Origin of the sequence: Spongiivirga sp. MCCC 1A20706 (genome assembly GCF_046524175.1) — a bacterium.
In the GTDB taxonomy this organism is placed as follows: Bacteria; Bacteroidota; Bacteroidia; order Flavobacteriales; family Flavobacteriaceae; genus Spongiivirga.
In genome coordinates, this window is the sequence record NZ_JBEFZF010000009.1 from 22,357 (window position 1) to 40,324 (window position 17,968).

General features: G+C 35.9%; 20 protein-coding genes and 4 tRNA genes. 5 read left to right on the forward strand and 19 right to left on the reverse strand.

The window, feature by feature from the left end; all coding sequences use genetic code 11:
- Positions 1-25: 25 nt before the first annotated feature.
- From ABN763_RS17310 to ABN763_RS17370, 13 genes are all read right to left on the reverse strand, one after another.
- Positions 26-97, reverse strand: a tRNA-Thr gene (locus tag ABN763_RS17310).
- Positions 98-160: 63 nt separating this feature from the next.
- Positions 161-233: transfer RNA gene (locus ABN763_RS17315), tRNA-Gly, on the reverse strand.
- 35 nt (positions 234-268) lie between these two features.
- Positions 269-354: transfer RNA gene (locus tag ABN763_RS17320), tRNA-Tyr, on the reverse strand.
- A gap of 71 nt (positions 355-425) precedes the next feature.
- A tRNA-Thr gene (locus ABN763_RS17325) sits at positions 426-499 on the reverse strand.
- 95 nt (positions 500-594) lie between these two features.
- Positions 595-903 (reverse strand): ribosome hibernation-promoting factor, HPF/YfiA family, encoded by a 309-nt coding sequence (gene hpf / locus ABN763_RS17330; RefSeq protein ID WP_410486760.1) that lies wholly within the window; start codon positions 901-903, stop codon positions 595-597.
- A gap of 39 nt (positions 904-942) precedes the next feature.
- The gene (locus ABN763_RS17335) at positions 943-1,875 is read right to left on the reverse strand and encodes a tyrosine-type recombinase/integrase (RefSeq protein WP_410486761.1); all 933 of its coding nucleotides are present in this window, start codon (positions 1,873-1,875) and stop codon (positions 943-945) included.
- A gap of 161 nt (positions 1,876-2,036) precedes the next feature.
- Positions 2,037-2,231, reverse strand: coding sequence for a 30S ribosomal protein S21 (rpsU, locus tag ABN763_RS17340; RefSeq protein ID WP_410486762.1), 195 nt, complete (start codon positions 2,229-2,231; stop codon positions 2,037-2,039).
- 117 nt (positions 2,232-2,348) lie between these two features.
- A complete protein-coding gene (locus tag ABN763_RS17345; RefSeq protein ID WP_410486763.1) occupies positions 2,349-3,533 on the reverse strand; it encodes an acyl-CoA dehydrogenase family protein in 1,185 nt (394 codons plus the stop codon).
- A gap of 22 nt (positions 3,534-3,555) precedes the next feature.
- Positions 3,556-4,401: a ComEA family DNA-binding protein gene (locus ABN763_RS17350; protein WP_410486764.1), complete on the reverse strand. Its 846-nt coding sequence runs from the start codon at positions 4,399-4,401 to the stop codon at positions 3,556-3,558.
- 28 nt (positions 4,402-4,429) lie between these two features.
- Entirely contained in the window at positions 4,430-6,040 is a 1,611-nt protein-coding gene (locus ABN763_RS17355) for an alanine/glycine:cation symporter family protein (RefSeq protein ID WP_410486765.1), read from the reverse strand.
- Between the two features lie 104 nt (positions 6,041-6,144).
- A complete protein-coding gene (locus tag ABN763_RS17360; RefSeq protein WP_410486766.1) occupies positions 6,145-7,158 on the reverse strand; it encodes a potassium channel family protein in 1,014 nt (337 codons plus the stop codon).
- 3 nt (positions 7,159-7,161) lie between these two features.
- Positions 7,162-7,389, reverse strand: coding sequence for a PspC domain-containing protein (locus ABN763_RS17365; RefSeq protein ID WP_410486767.1), 228 nt, complete (start codon positions 7,387-7,389; stop codon positions 7,162-7,164).
- A gap of 160 nt (positions 7,390-7,549) precedes the next feature.
- The gene (locus ABN763_RS17370; RefSeq protein ID WP_410486768.1) at positions 7,550-8,818 is read right to left on the reverse strand and encodes a DUF2851 family protein; all 1,269 of its coding nucleotides are present in this window, start codon (positions 8,816-8,818) and stop codon (positions 7,550-7,552) included.
- 78 nt (positions 8,819-8,896) lie between these two features.
- On the opposite strand from ABN763_RS17370, the gene ABN763_RS17375 reads away from it, so the two are divergent.
- Positions 8,897-9,745 carry a peroxiredoxin family protein gene (locus ABN763_RS17375; RefSeq protein WP_410486769.1) on the forward strand — a complete coding sequence of 283 codons (849 nt, stop codon included), beginning with the start codon at positions 8,897-8,899 and terminating at the stop codon, positions 9,743-9,745.
- 51 nt (positions 9,746-9,796) lie between these two features.
- On the opposite strand, the gene ABN763_RS17380 is transcribed toward ABN763_RS17375, so the two are convergent.
- From ABN763_RS17380 to ABN763_RS17405, 6 genes are all read right to left on the reverse strand, one after another.
- Entirely contained in the window at positions 9,797-10,108 is a 312-nt protein-coding gene (locus ABN763_RS17380; RefSeq protein ID WP_410486770.1) for a rhodanese-like domain-containing protein, read from the reverse strand.
- 45 nt (positions 10,109-10,153) lie between these two features.
- Entirely contained in the window at positions 10,154-10,486 is a 333-nt protein-coding gene (locus ABN763_RS17385) for a hypothetical protein (RefSeq protein ID WP_410486771.1), read from the reverse strand.
- A gap of 5 nt (positions 10,487-10,491) precedes the next feature.
- Positions 10,492-11,109 carry a thioredoxin family protein gene (locus ABN763_RS17390; protein WP_410486772.1) on the reverse strand — a complete coding sequence of 206 codons (618 nt, stop codon included), beginning with the start codon at positions 11,107-11,109 and terminating at the stop codon, positions 10,492-10,494.
- A 6-nt stretch (positions 11,110-11,115) separates the two neighbouring features.
- Positions 11,116-11,661, reverse strand: a complete 546-nt coding sequence (locus tag ABN763_RS17395) for a TlpA disulfide reductase family protein (RefSeq protein WP_410486773.1) — start codon at positions 11,659-11,661, stop codon at positions 11,116-11,118.
- Positions 11,662-11,777: 116 nt separating this feature from the next.
- Positions 11,778-12,968, reverse strand: coding sequence for a DUF1501 domain-containing protein (locus ABN763_RS17400; RefSeq protein WP_410486774.1), 1,191 nt, complete (start codon positions 12,966-12,968; stop codon positions 11,778-11,780).
- Between the two features lie 11 nt (positions 12,969-12,979).
- Positions 12,980-14,356 carry a DUF1800 family protein gene (locus tag ABN763_RS17405; RefSeq protein WP_410486775.1) on the reverse strand — a complete coding sequence of 459 codons (1,377 nt, stop codon included), beginning with the start codon at positions 14,354-14,356 and terminating at the stop codon, positions 12,980-12,982.
- Positions 14,357-14,521: 165 nt separating this feature from the next.
- Between ABN763_RS17405 and ABN763_RS17410 the strand changes: the two genes are divergently transcribed.
- The 4 genes from ABN763_RS17410 (at position 14,522) to ABN763_RS17425 (ending at position 17,934) form a co-directional block, all read left to right on the forward strand.
- Positions 14,522-14,974: a MarR family winged helix-turn-helix transcriptional regulator gene (locus ABN763_RS17410; RefSeq protein WP_410486776.1), complete on the forward strand. Its 453-nt coding sequence runs from the start codon at positions 14,522-14,524 to the stop codon at positions 14,972-14,974.
- 34 nt (positions 14,975-15,008) lie between these two features.
- Positions 15,009-15,578, forward strand: coding sequence for a YceI family protein (locus tag ABN763_RS17415; protein WP_410486777.1), 570 nt, complete (start codon positions 15,009-15,011; stop codon positions 15,576-15,578).
- A gap of 385 nt (positions 15,579-15,963) precedes the next feature.
- Positions 15,964-17,367, forward strand: coding sequence for an anthranilate synthase component I family protein (locus ABN763_RS17420; RefSeq protein WP_410486778.1), 1,404 nt, complete (start codon positions 15,964-15,966; stop codon positions 17,365-17,367).
- Complete coding sequence (locus ABN763_RS17425; RefSeq protein ID WP_410486779.1) at positions 17,368-17,934, forward strand: anthranilate synthase component II; 567 nt, start codon at positions 17,368-17,370, stop codon at positions 17,932-17,934.
- The last annotated feature ends 34 nt before the right edge of the window (positions 17,935-17,968 follow it).

A 17,968-nucleotide genomic window follows, 5' to 3' on the forward strand; every position in this document is an offset into this window, starting at 1 on the left:
AATAAAACAGGCTTACTTTTTTTTGAGCCAACGACGGGATTTGAACCCGTGGCCTCTTCCTTACCAAGGAAACGCTCTACCCCTGAGCTACGTCGGCGTAAAGTGTTTACTTTCTCAACCAGCAAACTGGCATGAGATTCCTGCCTTCGCAGGAATTTAGAGCGGGAGACCGGGTTCGAACCGGCGACATTCAGCTTGGAAGGCTGACGCTCTACCAACTGAGCTACTCCCGCATTTTTAAATCAGAATTCTTCATCCTGAATTTAAGTGGTGGGGAGAGCAGGATTCGAACCTGCGAAGGTAAAAACCAACAGATTTACAGTCTGTCCTCGTTGGCCGCTTGAGTATCTCCCCGTTTGGTATTTTCAATAAACAAATGAACCCTTTTTGATCAAAAAAATGATCTAAAAATTTCAATTTTTTAGAGCCGATGGAGGGACTCGAACCCACGACCTGCTGATTACAAATCAGCTGCTCTAGCCAGCTGAGCTACATCGGCTTTTTGTTACTTTTTAGCCATAAAAAAGTCCGCTATTTCTAACGGACTGCAAATGTAGATAAATTTTATTTTAAACAAAACAAAATTGAAAAAAATTATTGCCTAATGTAAGCTCTTAATTTTCCTTTTCGTTTTAATAACACTCTACCCAATGAACTTGTTGCCATATCGATACCTTCTTCAAATGATTTACAGGTTTTTTTAACCATAAATTCATCACCAGGAACCGCAACTTTAACTTCGACAATTTTATTCGCTTTTTCACTAGTATTTTCAACTTTAAGATACACATCAGAATTAATGACTTGGTCATAAAAACTTTCTAGCTTGTCCATTCGCTTTTGGATGAAAGCAACTAATTTTCTGTCTACGGTAAAATTTACTGAATGAGTGTTTACTTGCATATGAAGCATTTTTAGTGGTTAGACAAAAACTGATAAGAATTACCCCTTCTTATTTCTTGGGTGCGAAGCGAAGTATGTTTTTTTTAGCTCTTCCATACTATTATGCGTGTACACCTGTGTAGAAGCGAGGCTTGCATGCCCCAATAATTCTTTAACAGCATTTAAATCCGCACCTTGGTTTAGCATATGAGTCGCAAATGTATGTCTCAAGATATGAGGACTCTTCTTTGCTTTGGTAGATGCCTTACTAAAATAGGTATTTATTACCCGATAAACAAGCGTGTCGTATAATTTTAACCCCTTATTAGTAAGTAACAAATAATTACCTGAATTGGTTGTGGATATTTCATTTCGCTTGCTTAAATAATTGTCAATCAATATTATAAGACTTTCTAACATTGGAATAAAACGCTCTTTATTACGCTTGCCGAGCACTTTTAACCGACGGTTACTCTGGTCAATATCATTAAGGGTGAGATTTACCAATTCTGCCCGACGCATTCCCGTGCCATACAGCAATTCAATAATCAGCCTATCACGAAGTCCACTAAAATCATCACTGAAAAAACTAACATCAATCACGTTCATTTCTTGTTTAGAAAAAGGAACCTGTACTTTTTTTGGCGTTTTTAAAGCCTTATGTTTTGCAAGCGGATTAACATCAATCTGCTTAATTTTTAATAAAAACTTATAATACGCCTTTAGCGATGCTATTTTTCTATTAATACTATTGTTTGATATCCCCTGATCTACTAATGCAACGATCCAACTTCGGATTTGTACATAGTGAACCTCACTAATATCAGCAATCTCAAATTCTTCTATACAGTACTGAGAAAAAGCTTCAAGATCCTTTAAATAGGCCTTTAGAGTATGTGTCGAATAGTTTTTTTCGAGTTGAAGATAATCTTGAAATGAATTTAAAAGCTTTGACATTTGTTCTAAAGCTATTCGTTTTTTATCAAACGACATTGAAACTGGGTTTAACGAATAGTATGCTGTGATTATAAAGGTACATTTTAAAAATGAAAAGAGCTTACACAAAAAAATCCGCCAGCAAATGCTGGCGGATTATATATGTTGTGATCCTAATAAGAGAAGGATCGAACTTTAAAATTAAGAACCGTACTAGACTAAATGTCTTCTTGGTCTCTTAAACCCTGAATGTACTGGGCTTTTTGAATCTGGGCTCTTCTTACTACAGAAGGCTTTGTGAACTGCTTTCTTGAGCGTAGTTGACGCATAGTTCCTGTACGATCAAATTTTCTTTTGAAACGCTTTAGCGCTCTATCGATGTTTTCTCCTTCTTTTATTGGTATTATTAACATAAGATAACCACCTCCTTTCTTTAATATTAGGCGGCAAAGATACACTTATAATTAAAAACCAATAACTAAAAACGAATAATTTTTAAAAAAGTTTGACCTCCTTTTATTTCTAAACACTCATTTACTTGCCAACTCCTTTTTATCAACCACCGGTGGCTTATACTCTTTCTTATCAATAATCATCTTAGCAATGATCTCGCGAAGTATTTCAGAAGTGCCTCCACCGATAGGGCCTAATCGGCTATCACGAAGTAATCGAGCCATAGGATATTCTTCCATATATCCATATCCTCCTAAAAACTGCAGGCAATCATATGCTATTTTATCAGCTACCTTAGTTGATATTAGTTTAGACATCGTTGCTTCTTTAACCGCATAAACACCTTCATCTAACTTTTTGGCTGTGGCATAATTAAACTCTTTACACACAGCAACCTCTGCAGCATGTTCAGCAATGGTATGCCTTAATGCCTGAAATTTATCGATAGTAGTACCAAAAGCAGTACGTTGTGACATATAATCTAGTGTATACTCAATAGCCCACTCAGATCGCGCATGGGCATTTATACCCATAATTAATCGCTCTGAAGCAAAGTGCTGCATGATATACGAAAAGCCTTTATTCTCCTCACCCATCAAATTCGCTAAAGGAACCTTTACATTATCGAATGCAATTTCTCCGGTATCTGAAGCACGCCATCCTAATTTATCTAGTTTAGTTGCAGACAAACCTTTGCTTTCCCTGTCAACCACAAAAATGCTTATCCCTTTATTACCCAATTCAGGAGCCGTCTTAGCCGCTACAACCAAATAATCACTATAAACACCATTGGTAATAAAGGTTTTCGATCCGTTTAAAAGGTAGTGATCTCCTTGCTTAACCGCTGTTGATCGCATTCCTGCAACGTCCGACCCGCCAAAAGGTTCAGTTACGCAAAGACAACCGATTTTTGTTCCCTCTATACTTGGCGCTAAATACTTTTGCTTTATATGATGATCTCCTTCGGCCTTTAAATGTGTCATTGCTAAATAGGCATGTGCCCAAATAGCAGCTGCAAAACCTCCAGAATTTATTTTTTGAAGTTCTTCTAACAAAATTACCGTGTAGAAAAAATCAAGATCCAAGCCGCCATATTCCTCAGGATATGCAAGACCAAAATAGCCCATCTCCCCAAATTTCTCCCAGATAAAACGGTCTATACTTCCCGTCTCTTCCCATTTTTCAATATGCGGAACGACCTCTCGTTTTAAAAAGTCTTTTAAACTATCACGAAATGCATTATGCTCTTCAGTAAAGTACATGGGCGATCTATTTTAAATCAATTTAATTGATTAACAAATATAACCCAATTCTATTGATCTTTTTTACCGGAAATCCTTGAATTTTTGTTAATTCATCAATCGATTGAAAGCCTCCTACCGAATCCCGATATGCTATTATTTGTTTAGCAAGAGGATAATTAATATAGGTAAGTGATGACAAGTCATAAGCCGATACTTCATTGATATTTAGCTTTTCTATGGTCGGTTTTGTCAATACCGCATACCGTTCTTTTAATTTATTGACAATCTCTGGTTTTAACCCGTACACATCATACAACTGATCTTCAATTAAAAAACCTCCCAATGCGGTCCTAAACTTTATGATACGTGCAGCCAGCACATCTCCTATTCCGGATATTTGTTTTAATTCTTCTTCTGAAACGGCATTCATGTCTTTTACCACAATGGGTACTTTAGATTTTTTAGAAACTGACGTTGATTTTTTCTTGGTATTTTTAAAATCAGGAAAACGAAAATCTTGTTTTATTGCTTCTAAAACAGCATCTGAAACAAGCGTTACTTGCTGAAACTCTTTTGCCGAATTCACATAATTTCCTTCCAATCTATATTGCAATAATCTGTTGATTTCATCAAGAGAAAGCCCTATTTGATATCCTTTGTCTTGATCAATATAATTGGGATTATAGGTATATCTTTTTTTAGGCGGAGTCAACTTAGCCAGTGAATCGATTTGTTGATTTAGTCGATTGACCTCTTCACTTGCGGTTATTGGTTCATTCGAAGAAAAATCAACAAACCAGGAAATTAAACCTAGAATAGTGATAATAAGAATCAAAAAGAAAATCCCACTTCGTTCGTTTTTATTGAACTGGAAGTGGGATTTCATAATGAACTATTTGAATTAGTAGTTTGCCTTACATGCCTTTTATAGCCGACAAATATCGTTGAAGCTGCTTTTTAACAACCGGGAACAAGAAATATAACCCAACCATATTAGGAAATACCATTGCGAAAATCATCGCATCTGAGAAACTCCAGATAGACCCCATACTTGCAGCAGCACCAATTATAACAAATGTTAAGAATAATAATTTATACACTAAATCCGCAGTCTTTCCTCTTCCAAATAAAAACTTCCAAGACTGTAACCCGTAGTATGACCATGAGATCATGGTAGAAACCGCGAATAAAACAACTGCAACGGTTAAGAAAATATTTGAATAAGGAATGTACTGTGCAAAAGCCTTTGAAGTAATACCAGCACCTTGAACAATTTCATTTCCAATCATTACAGCACCACTACCATCAGTGCTTACATCGGCGCCATATTCAAAGAAACCGCCAAAGTTGAAAATAATGATCACTAAGGCAGTCATAGTACAAATAACAACGGTATCAATAAATGGCTCTAGCAAAGCGACCAAACCTTCTGAAGCCGAGTATTTAGTTTTTACTGCCGAGTGCGCAATAGAAGCTGAACCTGCACCTGCTTCATTCGAGAAAGCCGCACGCTTAAAGCCTACTAACAACACTCCTATAAAACCACCTACTCCTATTGCTTTAGGATTGAAAGCTTCGGTTACAATTAAACTAACCGCATCATCGATCAAACCGAAATTGCTAAAAATGATATACAGACAAGCAATTATATACATCACTGCCATAAATGGCACTACTTTTTCAGTAACTGAAGCAATACGCTTAATACCACCTATGATGATGATTCCGACCAATATCGCTAAAACAACACCAATCCAGAAACCAGCACCAGTACTTTCTAAACCTAAAAGTTCTTTCAACACAACTGTAGCTTGATTCGATTGCGCTGCGTTACCACCACCAAAAGAACCGCCAATACAGAAAATCGCAAATATTACCGCTGCAATTTTACCAAACATGGCAAAGCCTCGTTCTTTAAGCCCCTTACTTATATAGTACATAGGTCCTCCGTAAACAGTACCATCTTCACCTACATCTCTGTACTGAACACCAAGGGTACACTCAACAAATTTGGTAGACATCCCTAGTAAACCACAAATAATCATCCAAAATGTTGCACCAGGACCACCTAATGCAATCGCCAATGCCACACCTGCAATATTACCATTACCTACAGTACCTGAAACTGCGGTCGCCAGTGCCTGAAAATGCGAAACTTCTCCTTCTTTACTTTCATCTCTTATGGTTTCAATGGCATCGCCACCTGGTGTAGAATCGCCATACATTGGCTCAGAAACAGGATGATCCAATTCATCGTACTTACCTCGTACGACATTGATGGCTTTACCAAAAAATCTAATATTTGGAAAACCAAAATATATTGTGAAAAAAGCGGCACTTGCAACGAGAAGAATCAGTACAAACGGTGTTCCAAAAACTTCAAAGAAAATCACATCCGAGAAGAAATCTGATACTGGTTTAAAGCCTTCGTCGATGCGTTGATCGAGACCTTTTTCTTCGGTTTCTTGTGCAAAAGTTAATAAGGGTAAAAGCAAAGAAAATAGTGCTAGAAGCTGCTTCTTCATAATTTGATGTTTGTGTTAAGTTTTTGTTAGTTTAATTAAAACTGCGTGCCAATATCCTAAAAATAACAGCATACTTCCAAATTTTGGCAGTTAAATATACAATGCTATAATTGGTACATTTTGTTCAACGCTTTTATTTGCTCAGGCCTACCGAGTACAATTATACTGCTATCGGGTTCCAAAATAGTATCCGCTTCTGGATTCACGATGTAAGAACCATCTTGTTTTTTAAAACCAATAATGGTGCAACCTGTACGCTTACGAAGATCAATATCCCGAATAGTCGAATTTCCATTGTTTTTTTCAAAAATGTCTGCAACGGCTACTTCCTCAATATTGGTAAGATCGCCATGGTCCATCATGGTTAGGTTATCAATAAATTCAACCAAACCGGGTTCAACCACTAAAGAAGCCATATGATCACCTCCTATTCGGTCTGGCATAATCACATTATTAGCACCTGCTAGTTTTAATTTTTTATAAGAGGTGTCTTCAGATGCTCTGCTTATAATCGTTAAGTCTTTATTGAGTTGTCGTGCAGAAAGTACGACAAAAAGATTATCAGCATCTTTAGGCAAAGCAGTGATCATGCAATGTGCGCGTTCAATACCTGCTTCTAATAAAATTTCATCTTCATTAGCATTCCCGTTTACAAAAAGAATATTATCATCCTCAAATCGCTCTACCAGACCTTTATCCATTTCGACAACAACAAAGTCCTTACCGTAAGACATTAGTTTGTGTACGGCTTGTTTCCCATTTCGGCCATAACCACATACGATTACATGACCTCGTAATTGATCAATTTGTCTTTTCATTTTTTTCTTTTTTATAAGAATGGAATTGGTCCTACTAAAAATATACTCGGTAATTACAGTAATCGCATAACCGAAGATAAAAACGCTTGTTACAATTAGGCAAATTGTAAATATTTTTGACGCAGGGTCCAGCTCTTTCACGGTAGAAAATCCTACGGTAGTAACCGTTATCATGGTCATGAACATAGAATCTATCCACCCAAATCCGGATATATATCGATACCCTATAACCCCAATTAAATAAATGGTAATTAAGAGTGATATTGCTATGGTAAATTTTGACCTAAAGAGCTTAAACATACATTAAAGATCGAACACTGAAGTTCGTTTTGAATAAACAAGGTCTTTTATACGCATCCAAAAAGCAATAAATAAATACAATGCGAAACCAAAACCTAAAGTAACAAAAGTGACATATATAAACGATATACGAACCACCTTGGCACGCATTCCTAACCGGTCTGCAATACGTTGGCATACCTCATAGCCATGCTTTTGAAAAAAATACAGAAGGTTATAAAATAATTGCATAGAAACAAAAATATAAAAAAGGGATTAGTGCGCGACTTAAGGACAAGCCCATAAGGCATTATATTTATAAATAATTGGATTTTAAGCCGAGCCTTAGCATATTTAATGTGCTTTCTGGAGTGAATTATCTAACTGATTTTTGATTCACCTTAAACTTTGACTACTCAAGCAAACTGGCACCAACGGCGCACTGTAAACAGTGGTTACGATTACAATATTCTTTTTTAAGCTGAATCAGTGCTTGCGAGTGCAATGCATTTTCAGCGGGAACTTTTAATGATTTATAGCGATCGACAATGGCATTTTTTTCTACCGCAATTTCTTGTATCAAACTCAAAATTACATCAGTTGATTGTTTTGCCTGAAATTTAGCATAGCAAAATTGAAGTGGAATTATGGTATTGATCAATAGCAAATCAATGAAAGACTTGCTTAGTTTTTTGGACCTCCCCTTTGTTTCCTTATTAAAGGTATAATGTGAATTCCAATAAGAAGAGGCAGGAACTGATAAGAGTCTATAAAAATCTTCTTTAGTTTCGATGTCAATAATTTTTGAGAATAGGGAGTCATTGTTGACATATAAACTTGCCAATTGCGATAACCGAATAGTGGGAAAATTATTAGGTCTTAAACGAAAAAATTGCACAGGCAATACCCCCTGATTGTTAAGTTTGAACTTATTCTTTAAAAATTTATATCGTTCCTTCAATCGATAATGGTAATGGTCTTCAATATCTTCATCAAGTAAACTTGCCTGACCAAACAACAACGCTTCTAATGCAATTGGATTAGACCTTACTTTGCGTATCATACCAAAATCAACCGAGCTAGCAATGCTTAAGAAAGCCTCCCCATTAACATTAGAACCGAAGCTTTTGGCAAGCATTTTAAATAAAACAGCCTCCCAATCATTATTTGATGATTTTAATAGATTGAAAATAACCTCCGCCTTGGTCTCCAATCGTTCGATATATAATCGCTCCTGCCAATTTCGTATTAAAAAAGAATCAGTTTGAGAAATTTCGTTTTCACAATTAATCCATTGCTTCGATGAATCTAACAATATACGGTAGCTGATAAGCAATGATTCATCTACATAATTAGATAACTCCAAAACGGGAATGGTAGTATTATCTTTTCTGTAAACATCAGTATCATGTGTCCATACCACATGCAAAATTACGTTATCATAGGCTGGATCATTTTCATGATGATGCGCATACCAATCGGACGATTTTAGATGAATTTCAACATTACCGGCCCAAAGCTGATTATCAATTCTAATTACTGCATTAAAAAAATCCGGACCGCTAAGAAGATTATGTTCCCCAACCGCTTTAATTGCTACCACTAAATCATCTGTAGTTTTTAAGCTTTTTAGATCAAATTTCTTATGTTTCCATAAATAGTGAAGAAAATCTTCTTTCATAATCACCAATTAAAGTGCAACTTGTAAACTTACTTAAAAAGTAAAGACTAAGAAACCCATTTCATCTTAATCAAAAATATGGAAGGTAAATTAAAGTCGGTTTTTATTAGTGTTTTCCCATTAATCGCTCTTGCGCTTTTAGTATATACCATTTATCAGGGAATTGTTGATTTTTCCTTTGTTCTACTAGGACAGGCGATCATTGCCGGCGCAATTGTTAGATTTTTTAGCGGATTATTCATCACCAAAAGACCCAGGACCGATTCCATTGTTCTACCATATACCCTTCCAATAATTATTGGATATTTTATAGCAGTAGCAGGCGCTTTTTATGAAGGTGTAGAAAATCAAAATTTAATCTTACCGAGCTTACTTTCAGTCCTATGGATCGCCTATTTGCGGTGGTATTCAGTTTTCAATAATCGCCAAAAAGGCAGCATTATTAAGGTAGGCGAAAAATTAAAAAAGTTCTCCTTAGAAAACACCGATAAACAGGTGGTGCACTCAGATTCGTATTTGGGTAAGGCTACCATTTTTATATTCTATAGAGGAAACTGGTGCCCACTTTGTATGGCGCAGATAAAAGAAGTTGCTGGACAATACAAAGAGTTGGAGTCTAGAAATATACGAATGGTGCTGGTGAGTCCTCAACCTCATCAATACACCCAAAAATTAGCTAAGAAATTTAACGTAGGTTTTGAATTTATGGTTGATGCTAGAAATAAAGCCGCTAAACAACTCGGTATTCTTTCAGAAAATGGGATCCCTGCAGGATTTCAAGCACTAGGATATGATAGTGATACTGTAATGCCAACCGTTATTATAACAGACACTAAAAACAAGATAATTTTTGCTGATTTAACGGATAATTATCGGGTACGACCAGAGCCAGAAACTTTTCTAAGGGTAATCGACGAACTGGATTAGCGCATTAACACTCCAATCATAAATTTCAAAAAAAAATAAAGTGCCGTGGTATTATGGGGTAACGGTCTCCCCTTCCCATTCTAAAATACCACCTAGTAAATTGTAAGTTGTATTAAAGCCCATTTGATTCATGATCTGACAAGCCTGAGCACTGCGTGCCCCACTACGGCAATACACATAATAGTTTTTACTATTATCTAACTCGTTTAGACCATCAATAAAACCTTGTCCTTGACGAATATCAATATTTTGAGCATTGGGTATATAACCTTCTGCGACTTCTTCTTCGCTTCTTACATCTAAAATTACTGCATTTGTATCTGCTCCTAATTTGCTCGACCAATCGTCTTGTGTTAAATCCATTGTATACAATTCTATTTATACAGTAAAAATAAAAAACCGCAGTGATTACTTTACTTTAATAATCCTTAAATAATAGTTCTTAGTACTGTCTACTTCAAAAACTCTGAACTTAAAGTGCCCTTGGGGTTCATGGACTGGCATATTGTCCTTCGGTATATTTTGTTCTACATCAGTTTCCTGCAAAACAAAATCGCTATTCGGGTTTTTCTTAATTTCATCCAAGAGGAAATCCAGGTTTTTCCAATGCAGTAAGTTGAATTGCCTTTTAGATGCTCTATCAATTATTGCCGAAGTATCTATTTTAAAAGTTGGTTTCTGCTGTGCTATTGCAAAACTTGTGCCTATTAAAAGAAATAGTACTAAACGAACAATTATCATTTGTTTTAAACTTTTATCGTACAGCCAATAGCTTTTGTAGTTGCCAATGGCACCTCTTTCCCTTCCAACAAGGCATTAACAGCATCTTCGACAAATTTTTCTTCTACATTATTAGCATTTCTTGAGCTGTCATCAATAGCGCCTATATAACGTACTCTGTTCCCTTTATTTGTTTTTTGTAAAACGAAAACATGTGGTGTTCTGGTAGCACCGTATTTAGGATAAATTTTCTGTCCTTCATCTAATAGATAAGGAAACGTAAAGCCTTTTTCTTTTGCTCGCACCTTCATAGCGGCAAAATCATCTCCCGGTTTTACCTCAGGGTTATTGGGGTTAATCGCAATCACAGGATATCCTAGCTCTTTATACTTCTTATCAAGTGCGATAATACGGTCTTCATAGGCCACCGAATATGGACAAGTATTACAGGTAAATATGACTATGTATCCCTTTGCGTCAGGAAAATCAGCAAGAGACACCATCTTACCATCGACATTTTTCAGTTCAAAATCTGTGGCGTAATCACCAATCTTATAACCATTAACTAAGGGTTTGGTGTTAATCGCAAATGCGCTAACAGCAGCAATAACTACTACAGCAAAAAAGAGTTTAAAGAATTTCATAGGTTTTTAATTTAAGAATTGTTGGACTTCGGCTTCTAGCTCTTCATAAGTAAACGAACGCTCATAGAACTTTCGCACATTTTTATTATATATTACGGTGGCGGGTATGGCTCCGGACCACGCTTCGTCAATTTTTGGTATCCATTTATGACTTTTGGCATCATCTAATACCACCACTTCTGACTGTATATCGTATTTATCAATAAAGGGAATCAGCTTTGTTTCTATATGCTGCAAAAAATCCATACTCACCAATAGTACTTCTACATTTTTGTCTTTATAAGCTGCATTCAAGTTTTCAAAATATGGGAGTTCTTTTACACAAGGTTTACACCAGGTAGCCCAAAAATTAATGACATAGGTTTTATCATCTTGCTGACCCAGTCTCGCTTCAAATTCTTCAAATGAATAAAATGGAATTGTCTGGTTTTTGCTATCATGCACTGATGCAGTAGATGAAATCTCCTCACTGCTTTCCGATACTTCTTTTTCTGTTTTGTTAGCGCAACTGTAAACAAGCACAAGTACTAAAAGGTACAAATAGGTTTTCATCGTCCCTAAATATACGTCACTCAAAACACAACGGAAACTTGTTTAACAAACATTTAAATGAAAAATCATCGACCTCATTTACATCTGGTATCCGAGAATTACATCAATCAACTTAACTAAATAATCGATAGGGGCTTGAAGTCTTCTGAAATGATCTTGGAAGATGCTACGCCTAACCAGTTTTCTAGAATGGTAGCATAAATTTCCCGAAAGTCTATTTCGTATTTAATGTCTCCATTTTTATCTAAGTCAAGTAGGTTAGCAGGAGTATTAAACAACCCTGGATTTTTTAAGCTTTCGCCAGTTAAAAATACAAGATTAGCAGCCCCATGGTCGGTACCTCTAGCTGCATTTTGTTTTACCCTTCTACCAAACTCAGAAAACGTTAAGATCAACGTATTTTTAAATGCGCCCTTGCTTTTCAAATCATTAACAAAGGTTGATAGTCCTTCGGAATACTGCGTTAATAAACGAGCCTGTCGATTTGGCTGATTGGCATGTGTATCGAAGCCACCAAGGGATGCATAATAAATTTGAGTAGTTAAGCCCGAATTGATGAAATTTGATATTGTTTTTAATTGTTTGCCAAATACATTTGCAGGATATTCCTGATTGGTTTTATTGGTTTTTGTCTTTTCATAAATATAAGATGCGGAAGATTTTGCACTAATCATTGTTTTATATAAATAGCCAAGATTATGTTCGCTTAAATGTGGATCGGTTTGATATTTAAGTGCATTACCAAAATACGTATTACGAGTTACCTTATAAAACAAACGCGCGTCTTTAGTCGCAAGACCATTGACATTTTCTCCTTTTAGCAATAATGATAACGTATCATCCACCTCAATAGCACCTAGAGGTGACTTACTTACCTCATCCAAATAACGACCAACCCAACCCGTTTGTAGGTAGTCATTTGCATTGCTCGCGGTTTGCCAAATGTCGGTTGAACGAAAATGTGATCGGTTTGGGTTTGGGTATCCTACATTTTGTATAATAGAAATATAGCCAGCATCATACAAAGCATTAAAAGCTTTCATGCTACTATGCAATCCAAGTTCATCATTAATTGGAATTATGTTGTTTTTGACTAGCGCTATTGATTTTCTGTTTTTATAGTAAATATCGTTAGTATATGGCACCAAAGTGTTTAATCCGTCGTTACCGCCAGACAATTGAATAATGACAAGTTTTTTATCACTGCTAGCGCCCTTTAAAAAAACATCACTTGATTTTAGAAAGCTGGGAATAAATAATGTACCGCTTGCTAATCCACTATTTCGTATGAATGTTCTCCTTTTCATGACACATTTATTTAACAAAGTTGATATTCCGGCAGTGACATTAGTTGGACACAAAAGTTCTTTTTTGATTCATCTTCTAACGAATTTAAAAATTGCCTAGTTTCTTCATTTAGTGAATTTCCAATTAAAAAAAGGACCAGCTCTTCTTTGGAAAAAGCCCTAAAGTGCTTTTGAAACGTATCCCAGTTTTTATTGATTGACAGCTTTCGGTTAAAATTTTTATTTTTTTCAAACTGTTCTGCCTTGTCTTCAAATTCTCCTTTTACATCAAAGGCAATACTACCATTGTTTAACAACACCGACGGTAACATTAACCGTGTCATTAATGTATTTGCATCTATCCAATTTTTTCCTCCGGGCCAACCAGCAACATTGGGTGGCAGAAATAGTATTTGCCCCAATAGCTTTTGCACATAAATAAGTTGTTTTGGGTTGTTAAAAGAATAAGGAACTACCCTCGCTATTCCCACCAAAAAATCCAATGGTGATTTAATTTTAGACCCGATATTTTTACCATCATAAAACCACTCTATGGTAAACATGTAGTTCAGCACTTCTTCTATCTCGTATCGTTTTCTAAATACCTCTGAGAGCTCTTTCACATGAACCTCGTTAACATGTTCATTTACAAAATAACGGTAAAGCTTGGTACAGATAAACCGAGCACAAGCAGGATGCGCAAGAATCATATCAATAATATCCTCTCCAACGAAGTATCCGGTTTTCCCAAAGAACGTCTTTTGACCTATGTCATGTTGCCTTTTTGCAAATTTAAACTCTCCTTTAGCATTATGTCTCCATCCGGTAAAAGCTCTTGCAGCTTCCTTAACATCATTTTCGGTATAATTTCCCTGACCTAAGGTGAATAGTTCCATAAGCTCTCTAGCGAAATTCTCATTTGGGCTCCACTTTCTATTCTGCTGATTATTTAAGTAATTAAGCATTGCAGGCTCCTTGGAAACGGCAATAAGAAAATCCCTAAAATTTCCAAGTGCATGTTTTCTCAAAGTATTATTATACTGTTGAATAAACAAGATATTATTGTCTCGGCAAACAAAATGGTTGGTCCAAAACAAAACCATACGCTCTCTGAGGATTGTTTTGGTAGATGTCATTTTCATGAACCATTCATGATTCAATTCTATTTGTTTCATCCTACTTTTTTTAATCAATACAGGTAAACGCTTTAACTTTCTAGTTTTCAACATTTCATCTACTAACGAATTGATTTTTGGAGTGGGAATATGTAATGGATTATAGGTCTTTGATGCACTGAATAGGTCACGAACCACAATATCTTGTGGTGTATTGCGCAATCTAATGAAGTCCTCAGGTGAAATGCCAAACGCTGCTCTATTATAAAGATGATGTAAATGACGCTGTTCCAAAATTTGCGTTTTTATAAATAGACTGAAAGAGAAGGAAATGGTTTAATCCTTTAATAGATATACGGCAAAAATCCAAGTCGAAGACTTTTAACAAAATTTTAAATCGCTAGTAACCAGAGCTATATTAAATAATCATACATTTGTATATACAATTGTTGTAAGTACATGAACGTAGAAGCTTGTCTAAAAACCGAAAAAGAAATTCCACTACCGAAACGTACCTTAATTCATTTGCAACTAGTGGCTAGCCGGCTTCATGAGGATCTGACTGAAACTCTTAAACCTTTTGACGTATCCCTTCAACAGTTTAATGTATTGAGAATATTAAGAGGCCAAAAAGGAAAACCGGCAACCTTAAGTACCATAAGTGATCGTATGGTTAATAAAATGAGTAACACTACACGATTGGTAGATAAGTTAATTGCTAAGGATTTAGTTCGGCGTGATATTTGCCCTACGAATAGAAGAAAAGTTGATATTACTATTACGCAAAAGGGTCTTGACGTCTTGCAAAATATGGATAAGGCAATGGATACTACCGAGACTAAGATGGTTAACGACTTTTCTCAAACAGAATTAAAGGAAATTAATCGTCTTTTTGACAAATTATATCAGTAAGTAAGCCAAACACATCTAATATTAAATTTAAATCATGAAAAAAAACATTTTAACCAGTGCCCTAGCAGTAACGCTTTTAATTGCTATGTCAGCGTTCACGACTTTAAAAGATAAGAAAGTCGTTATAAAAAACAGTACAATTTCTTGGGTCGGCAAAAAAGTTACCGGTCAACACTCAGGCAACATTTCATTAAAAGAAGGATTTTTAATGATGAAAGGAAAAGAGTTACGAGGAGGAGAGTTTGTAATTGACATGACCAGCATTAACGTCACCGATTTAAGCGGAGACTCTAAAGGAAAATTAGAAGGTCATTTAAAGTCTGATGACTTTTTTGGTGTTGCTAATCACCCTACCGCTACCTTAAAATTCACTGGTTTTTCGGGTGAAGACGGAATGTATACAGTAATTGGTGATCTAACCATTAAAGGAAAAACAAATCCGGTCAGATTTGATCTTAAGATTGACAGCAATAAAGCAACTACTTCATTTAAAGTAGATAGAACTAAGTATGATATTAAATATGGCTCAGGAAGCTTTTTTGACAATTTAGGTGACAAAGCTATCAATGACGAGTTTGAACTAAACGTGTCATTGGAATTTTAAATACAAATTATCTCGGTCTCACAATAACTATGTGTCGGAATCAGAATCCGTTTTAGTTGTAACGCAGATTGTCGAGAAACCAGAACCAACCTTCTCGTCCGCCATAGCGCATGCGAAGGAGGATTCAAATCCAAACACCCTAAACAAGTTGGATCCCGCATAGTGTTAAACACTATGCGGGTTTTTAATTTATAAAGTTTTTATTTGATGCTATACTTTTCATTTATATATTTGAACCATCAAAATAAAATAATGAAACAAATTTTAAATACTTGGTGGTGGTCTAATTTACGTCAACAGTCGTGAACTAGCTCCTATTGTATTTAAACAACATATAAAGGCTTGTCATCACGACAGGCCTTTTTTTATTTAGAAGAAATACCAAATGAGTTACCATCTAAAAACATCATATACCAAAATACTAGCAGACACCATAACACCTGTTAGCGTTTATTTAAAGATTAGGGACAAATTTCCCAACAGCTTATTGCTTGAGAGTAGTGATTATCATGCCAATGACAATAGCTTTTCGTATATATGTTGCAATCCTATTGCCAGCATTCAAGTAAAAGATGGGATTCTAGATTATTCCTATCCTGACGGCTCAAACACGAAGCTAACGCTACAAAAAGATCATGATGTTCCTGCTTTGATCACGCAGTTCAGCAATGAATTTATAGCAGAAAAAAACGAATTTAAATTCATCAATAATGGGCTTTTTGGTTATATCGCTTATGATGCTGTTCAATATTTTGAAGATGTAGCTATCGCTAAAAAGGATGACACTTTAAATATTCCTGACATTTACTATGCGGTTTATCAAAATATCATTGCGATAAACCATTTTAAAAATGAAGCCTATATTTTTCATCACGGTCTTGACGAAAATGATAATAATCTTGAGGATATTGAACAACTTATTCGTGTTCGCAATTTCGCCACTTATAATTTTAAGCGGGAAGGAGCATCTGCATCAAACTTAAAGGATGAAGAATACAAACAGCACGTAGAATTTGCCAAAAAACATTGTTATAGAGGCGATGTTTTTCAATTAGTATTATCAAGAAGATTTTCGCAAAGCTTTAAAGGTGATGAGTTTAATGTTTACCGTGCCTTGCGCTCAATAAATCCGAGTCCATATTTGTTTTATTTCGATTATGGTGGATTCAAAATATTTGGTTCTTCTCCAGAAGCGCAATTAGTGGTGAAGAATCGTCAAGCGGAAATACATCCTATAGCCGGAACGTTTAAACGCACCGGTAACGATTTAAGGGACGCTGAACTTGCCAAAGAGCTCGTTAAGGATGAAAAAGAAAATGCCGAGCACGTGATGTTAGTAGACCTTGCTCGAAACGACTTAAGCCGACATGGAAGTATGGTCAACGTTGAGACCTATCGGGAAGTGCAATTTTTTAGTCATGTCATTCATCTCGTATCAAAAGTAACAGGTAAAATGCATGATAACGTAACCACCATGCAAGTTGTGGCAGACACCTTTCCTGCAGGAACGTTAAGTGGCGCACCAAAACATAGAGCCATGCAGCTAATCGAACAATATGAAAAATGTAATCGTGATTTTTACGGTGGTGCAATTGGCGTTATGGATTTTGAAGGTAATTTCAACCATGCCATTATGATACGCACCTTTTTAAGTAAGGATCATCAGCTACATTACCAGGCCGGTGCGGGTATCGTATCAGAATCGAATGCTGATCATGAGCTACAGGAAACATACAATAAGCTAGGCGCACTAAATAAGGCCTTAGAAATTGCAGAAAGAATAAAATAAATGAAAAAAGTATTAGTAATAGATAACTACGACAGTTTCACCTACAACCTAGTTCATTATTTGGAAGATCTTAATTGTAAGGTCACAGTTTGGAGAAACGACAAGTTCAATCTCGATCAGGTTGCCGATTTTGATAAAATTATTCTGTCTCCAGGCCCTGGAATTCCTGATGAAGCCGGATTGCTAAAAGCAGTAATTAAAGAATATGCACCTACAAAAAGTATTCTTGGCGTATGTTTAGGTCAGCAAGCTATTGGCGAAGTATTTGGAGCTTCATTAATCAATTTAGATAAAGTTTATCACGGTGTTTCAACAGATGTAGAGGTGGTGGTAAATGATGAGTCCTTATTCGAAGGAATGAACAAAAAATTCGAGGTAGGCCGGTATCATTCATGGGTAGTAGACCCTGAATTATCAAGCGCATTAGAAGCCACTTCTTTTGATGAAAATGGTCAGGTTATGTCCCTAAGACATGTTGAATATGACGTAAAAGGAGTACAATATCATCCGGAATCAGTATTAACTCCTGACGGAAAGAAAATTTTAGAAAACTGGATAAACGGTTAGAAGAAATAACTAATAAAGAAAAAGGAAAGTTCTA

Bases quoted from the DNA above. Each gene is read 5' to 3' on its own strand.
- hpf (WP_410486760.1), bottom strand. From the start codon at position 903: ATGCAAGTAAACACTCATTCAGTAAATTTTACCGTAGACAGAAAATTA.
- ABN763_RS17335 (WP_410486761.1), bottom strand. From the start codon at position 1,875: ATGTCGTTTGATAAAAAACGAATAGCTTTAGAACAAATGTCAAAGCTT.
- rpsU (WP_410486762.1), bottom strand. From the start codon at position 2,231: ATGTTAATAATACCAATAAAAGAAGGAGAAAACATCGATAGAGCGCTA.
- ABN763_RS17345 (WP_410486763.1), bottom strand. From the start codon at position 3,533: ATGTACTTTACTGAAGAGCATAATGCATTTCGTGATAGTTTAAAAGAC.
- ABN763_RS17350 (WP_410486764.1), bottom strand. From the start codon at position 4,401: ATGAAATCCCACTTCCAGTTCAATAAAAACGAACGAAGTGGGATTTTC.
- ABN763_RS17355 (WP_410486765.1), bottom strand. From the start codon at position 6,040: ATGAAGAAGCAGCTTCTAGCACTATTTTCTTTGCTTTTACCCTTATTA.
- ABN763_RS17360 (WP_410486766.1), bottom strand. From the start codon at position 7,158: ATGTTTAAGCTCTTTAGGTCAAAATTTACCATAGCAATATCACTCTTA.
- ABN763_RS17365 (WP_410486767.1), bottom strand. From the start codon at position 7,389: ATGCAATTATTTTATAACCTTCTGTATTTTTTTCAAAAGCATGGCTAT.
- ABN763_RS17370 (WP_410486768.1), bottom strand. From the start codon at position 8,818: ATGAAAGAAGATTTTCTTCACTATTTATGGAAACATAAGAAATTTGAT.
- ABN763_RS17375 (WP_410486769.1), top strand. From the start codon at position 8,897: ATGGAAGGTAAATTAAAGTCGGTTTTTATTAGTGTTTTCCCATTAATC.
- ABN763_RS17380 (WP_410486770.1), bottom strand. From the start codon at position 10,108: ATGGATTTAACACAAGACGATTGGTCGAGCAAATTAGGAGCAGATACA.
- ABN763_RS17385 (WP_410486771.1), bottom strand. From the start codon at position 10,486: ATGATAATTGTTCGTTTAGTACTATTTCTTTTAATAGGCACAAGTTTT.
- ABN763_RS17390 (WP_410486772.1), bottom strand. From the start codon at position 11,109: ATGAAATTCTTTAAACTCTTTTTTGCTGTAGTAGTTATTGCTGCTGTT.
- ABN763_RS17395 (WP_410486773.1), bottom strand. From the start codon at position 11,661: ATGAAAACCTATTTGTACCTTTTAGTACTTGTGCTTGTTTACAGTTGC.
- ABN763_RS17400 (WP_410486774.1), bottom strand. From the start codon at position 12,968: ATGAAAAGGAGAACATTCATACGAAATAGTGGATTAGCAAGCGGTACA.
- ABN763_RS17410 (WP_410486776.1), top strand. From the start codon at position 14,522: ATGAACGTAGAAGCTTGTCTAAAAACCGAAAAAGAAATTCCACTACCG.
- ABN763_RS17415 (WP_410486777.1), top strand. From the start codon at position 15,009: ATGAAAAAAAACATTTTAACCAGTGCCCTAGCAGTAACGCTTTTAATT.
- ABN763_RS17420 (WP_410486778.1), top strand. From the start codon at position 15,964: ATGAGTTACCATCTAAAAACATCATATACCAAAATACTAGCAGACACC.
- ABN763_RS17425 (WP_410486779.1), top strand. From the start codon at position 17,368: ATGAAAAAAGTATTAGTAATAGATAACTACGACAGTTTCACCTACAAC.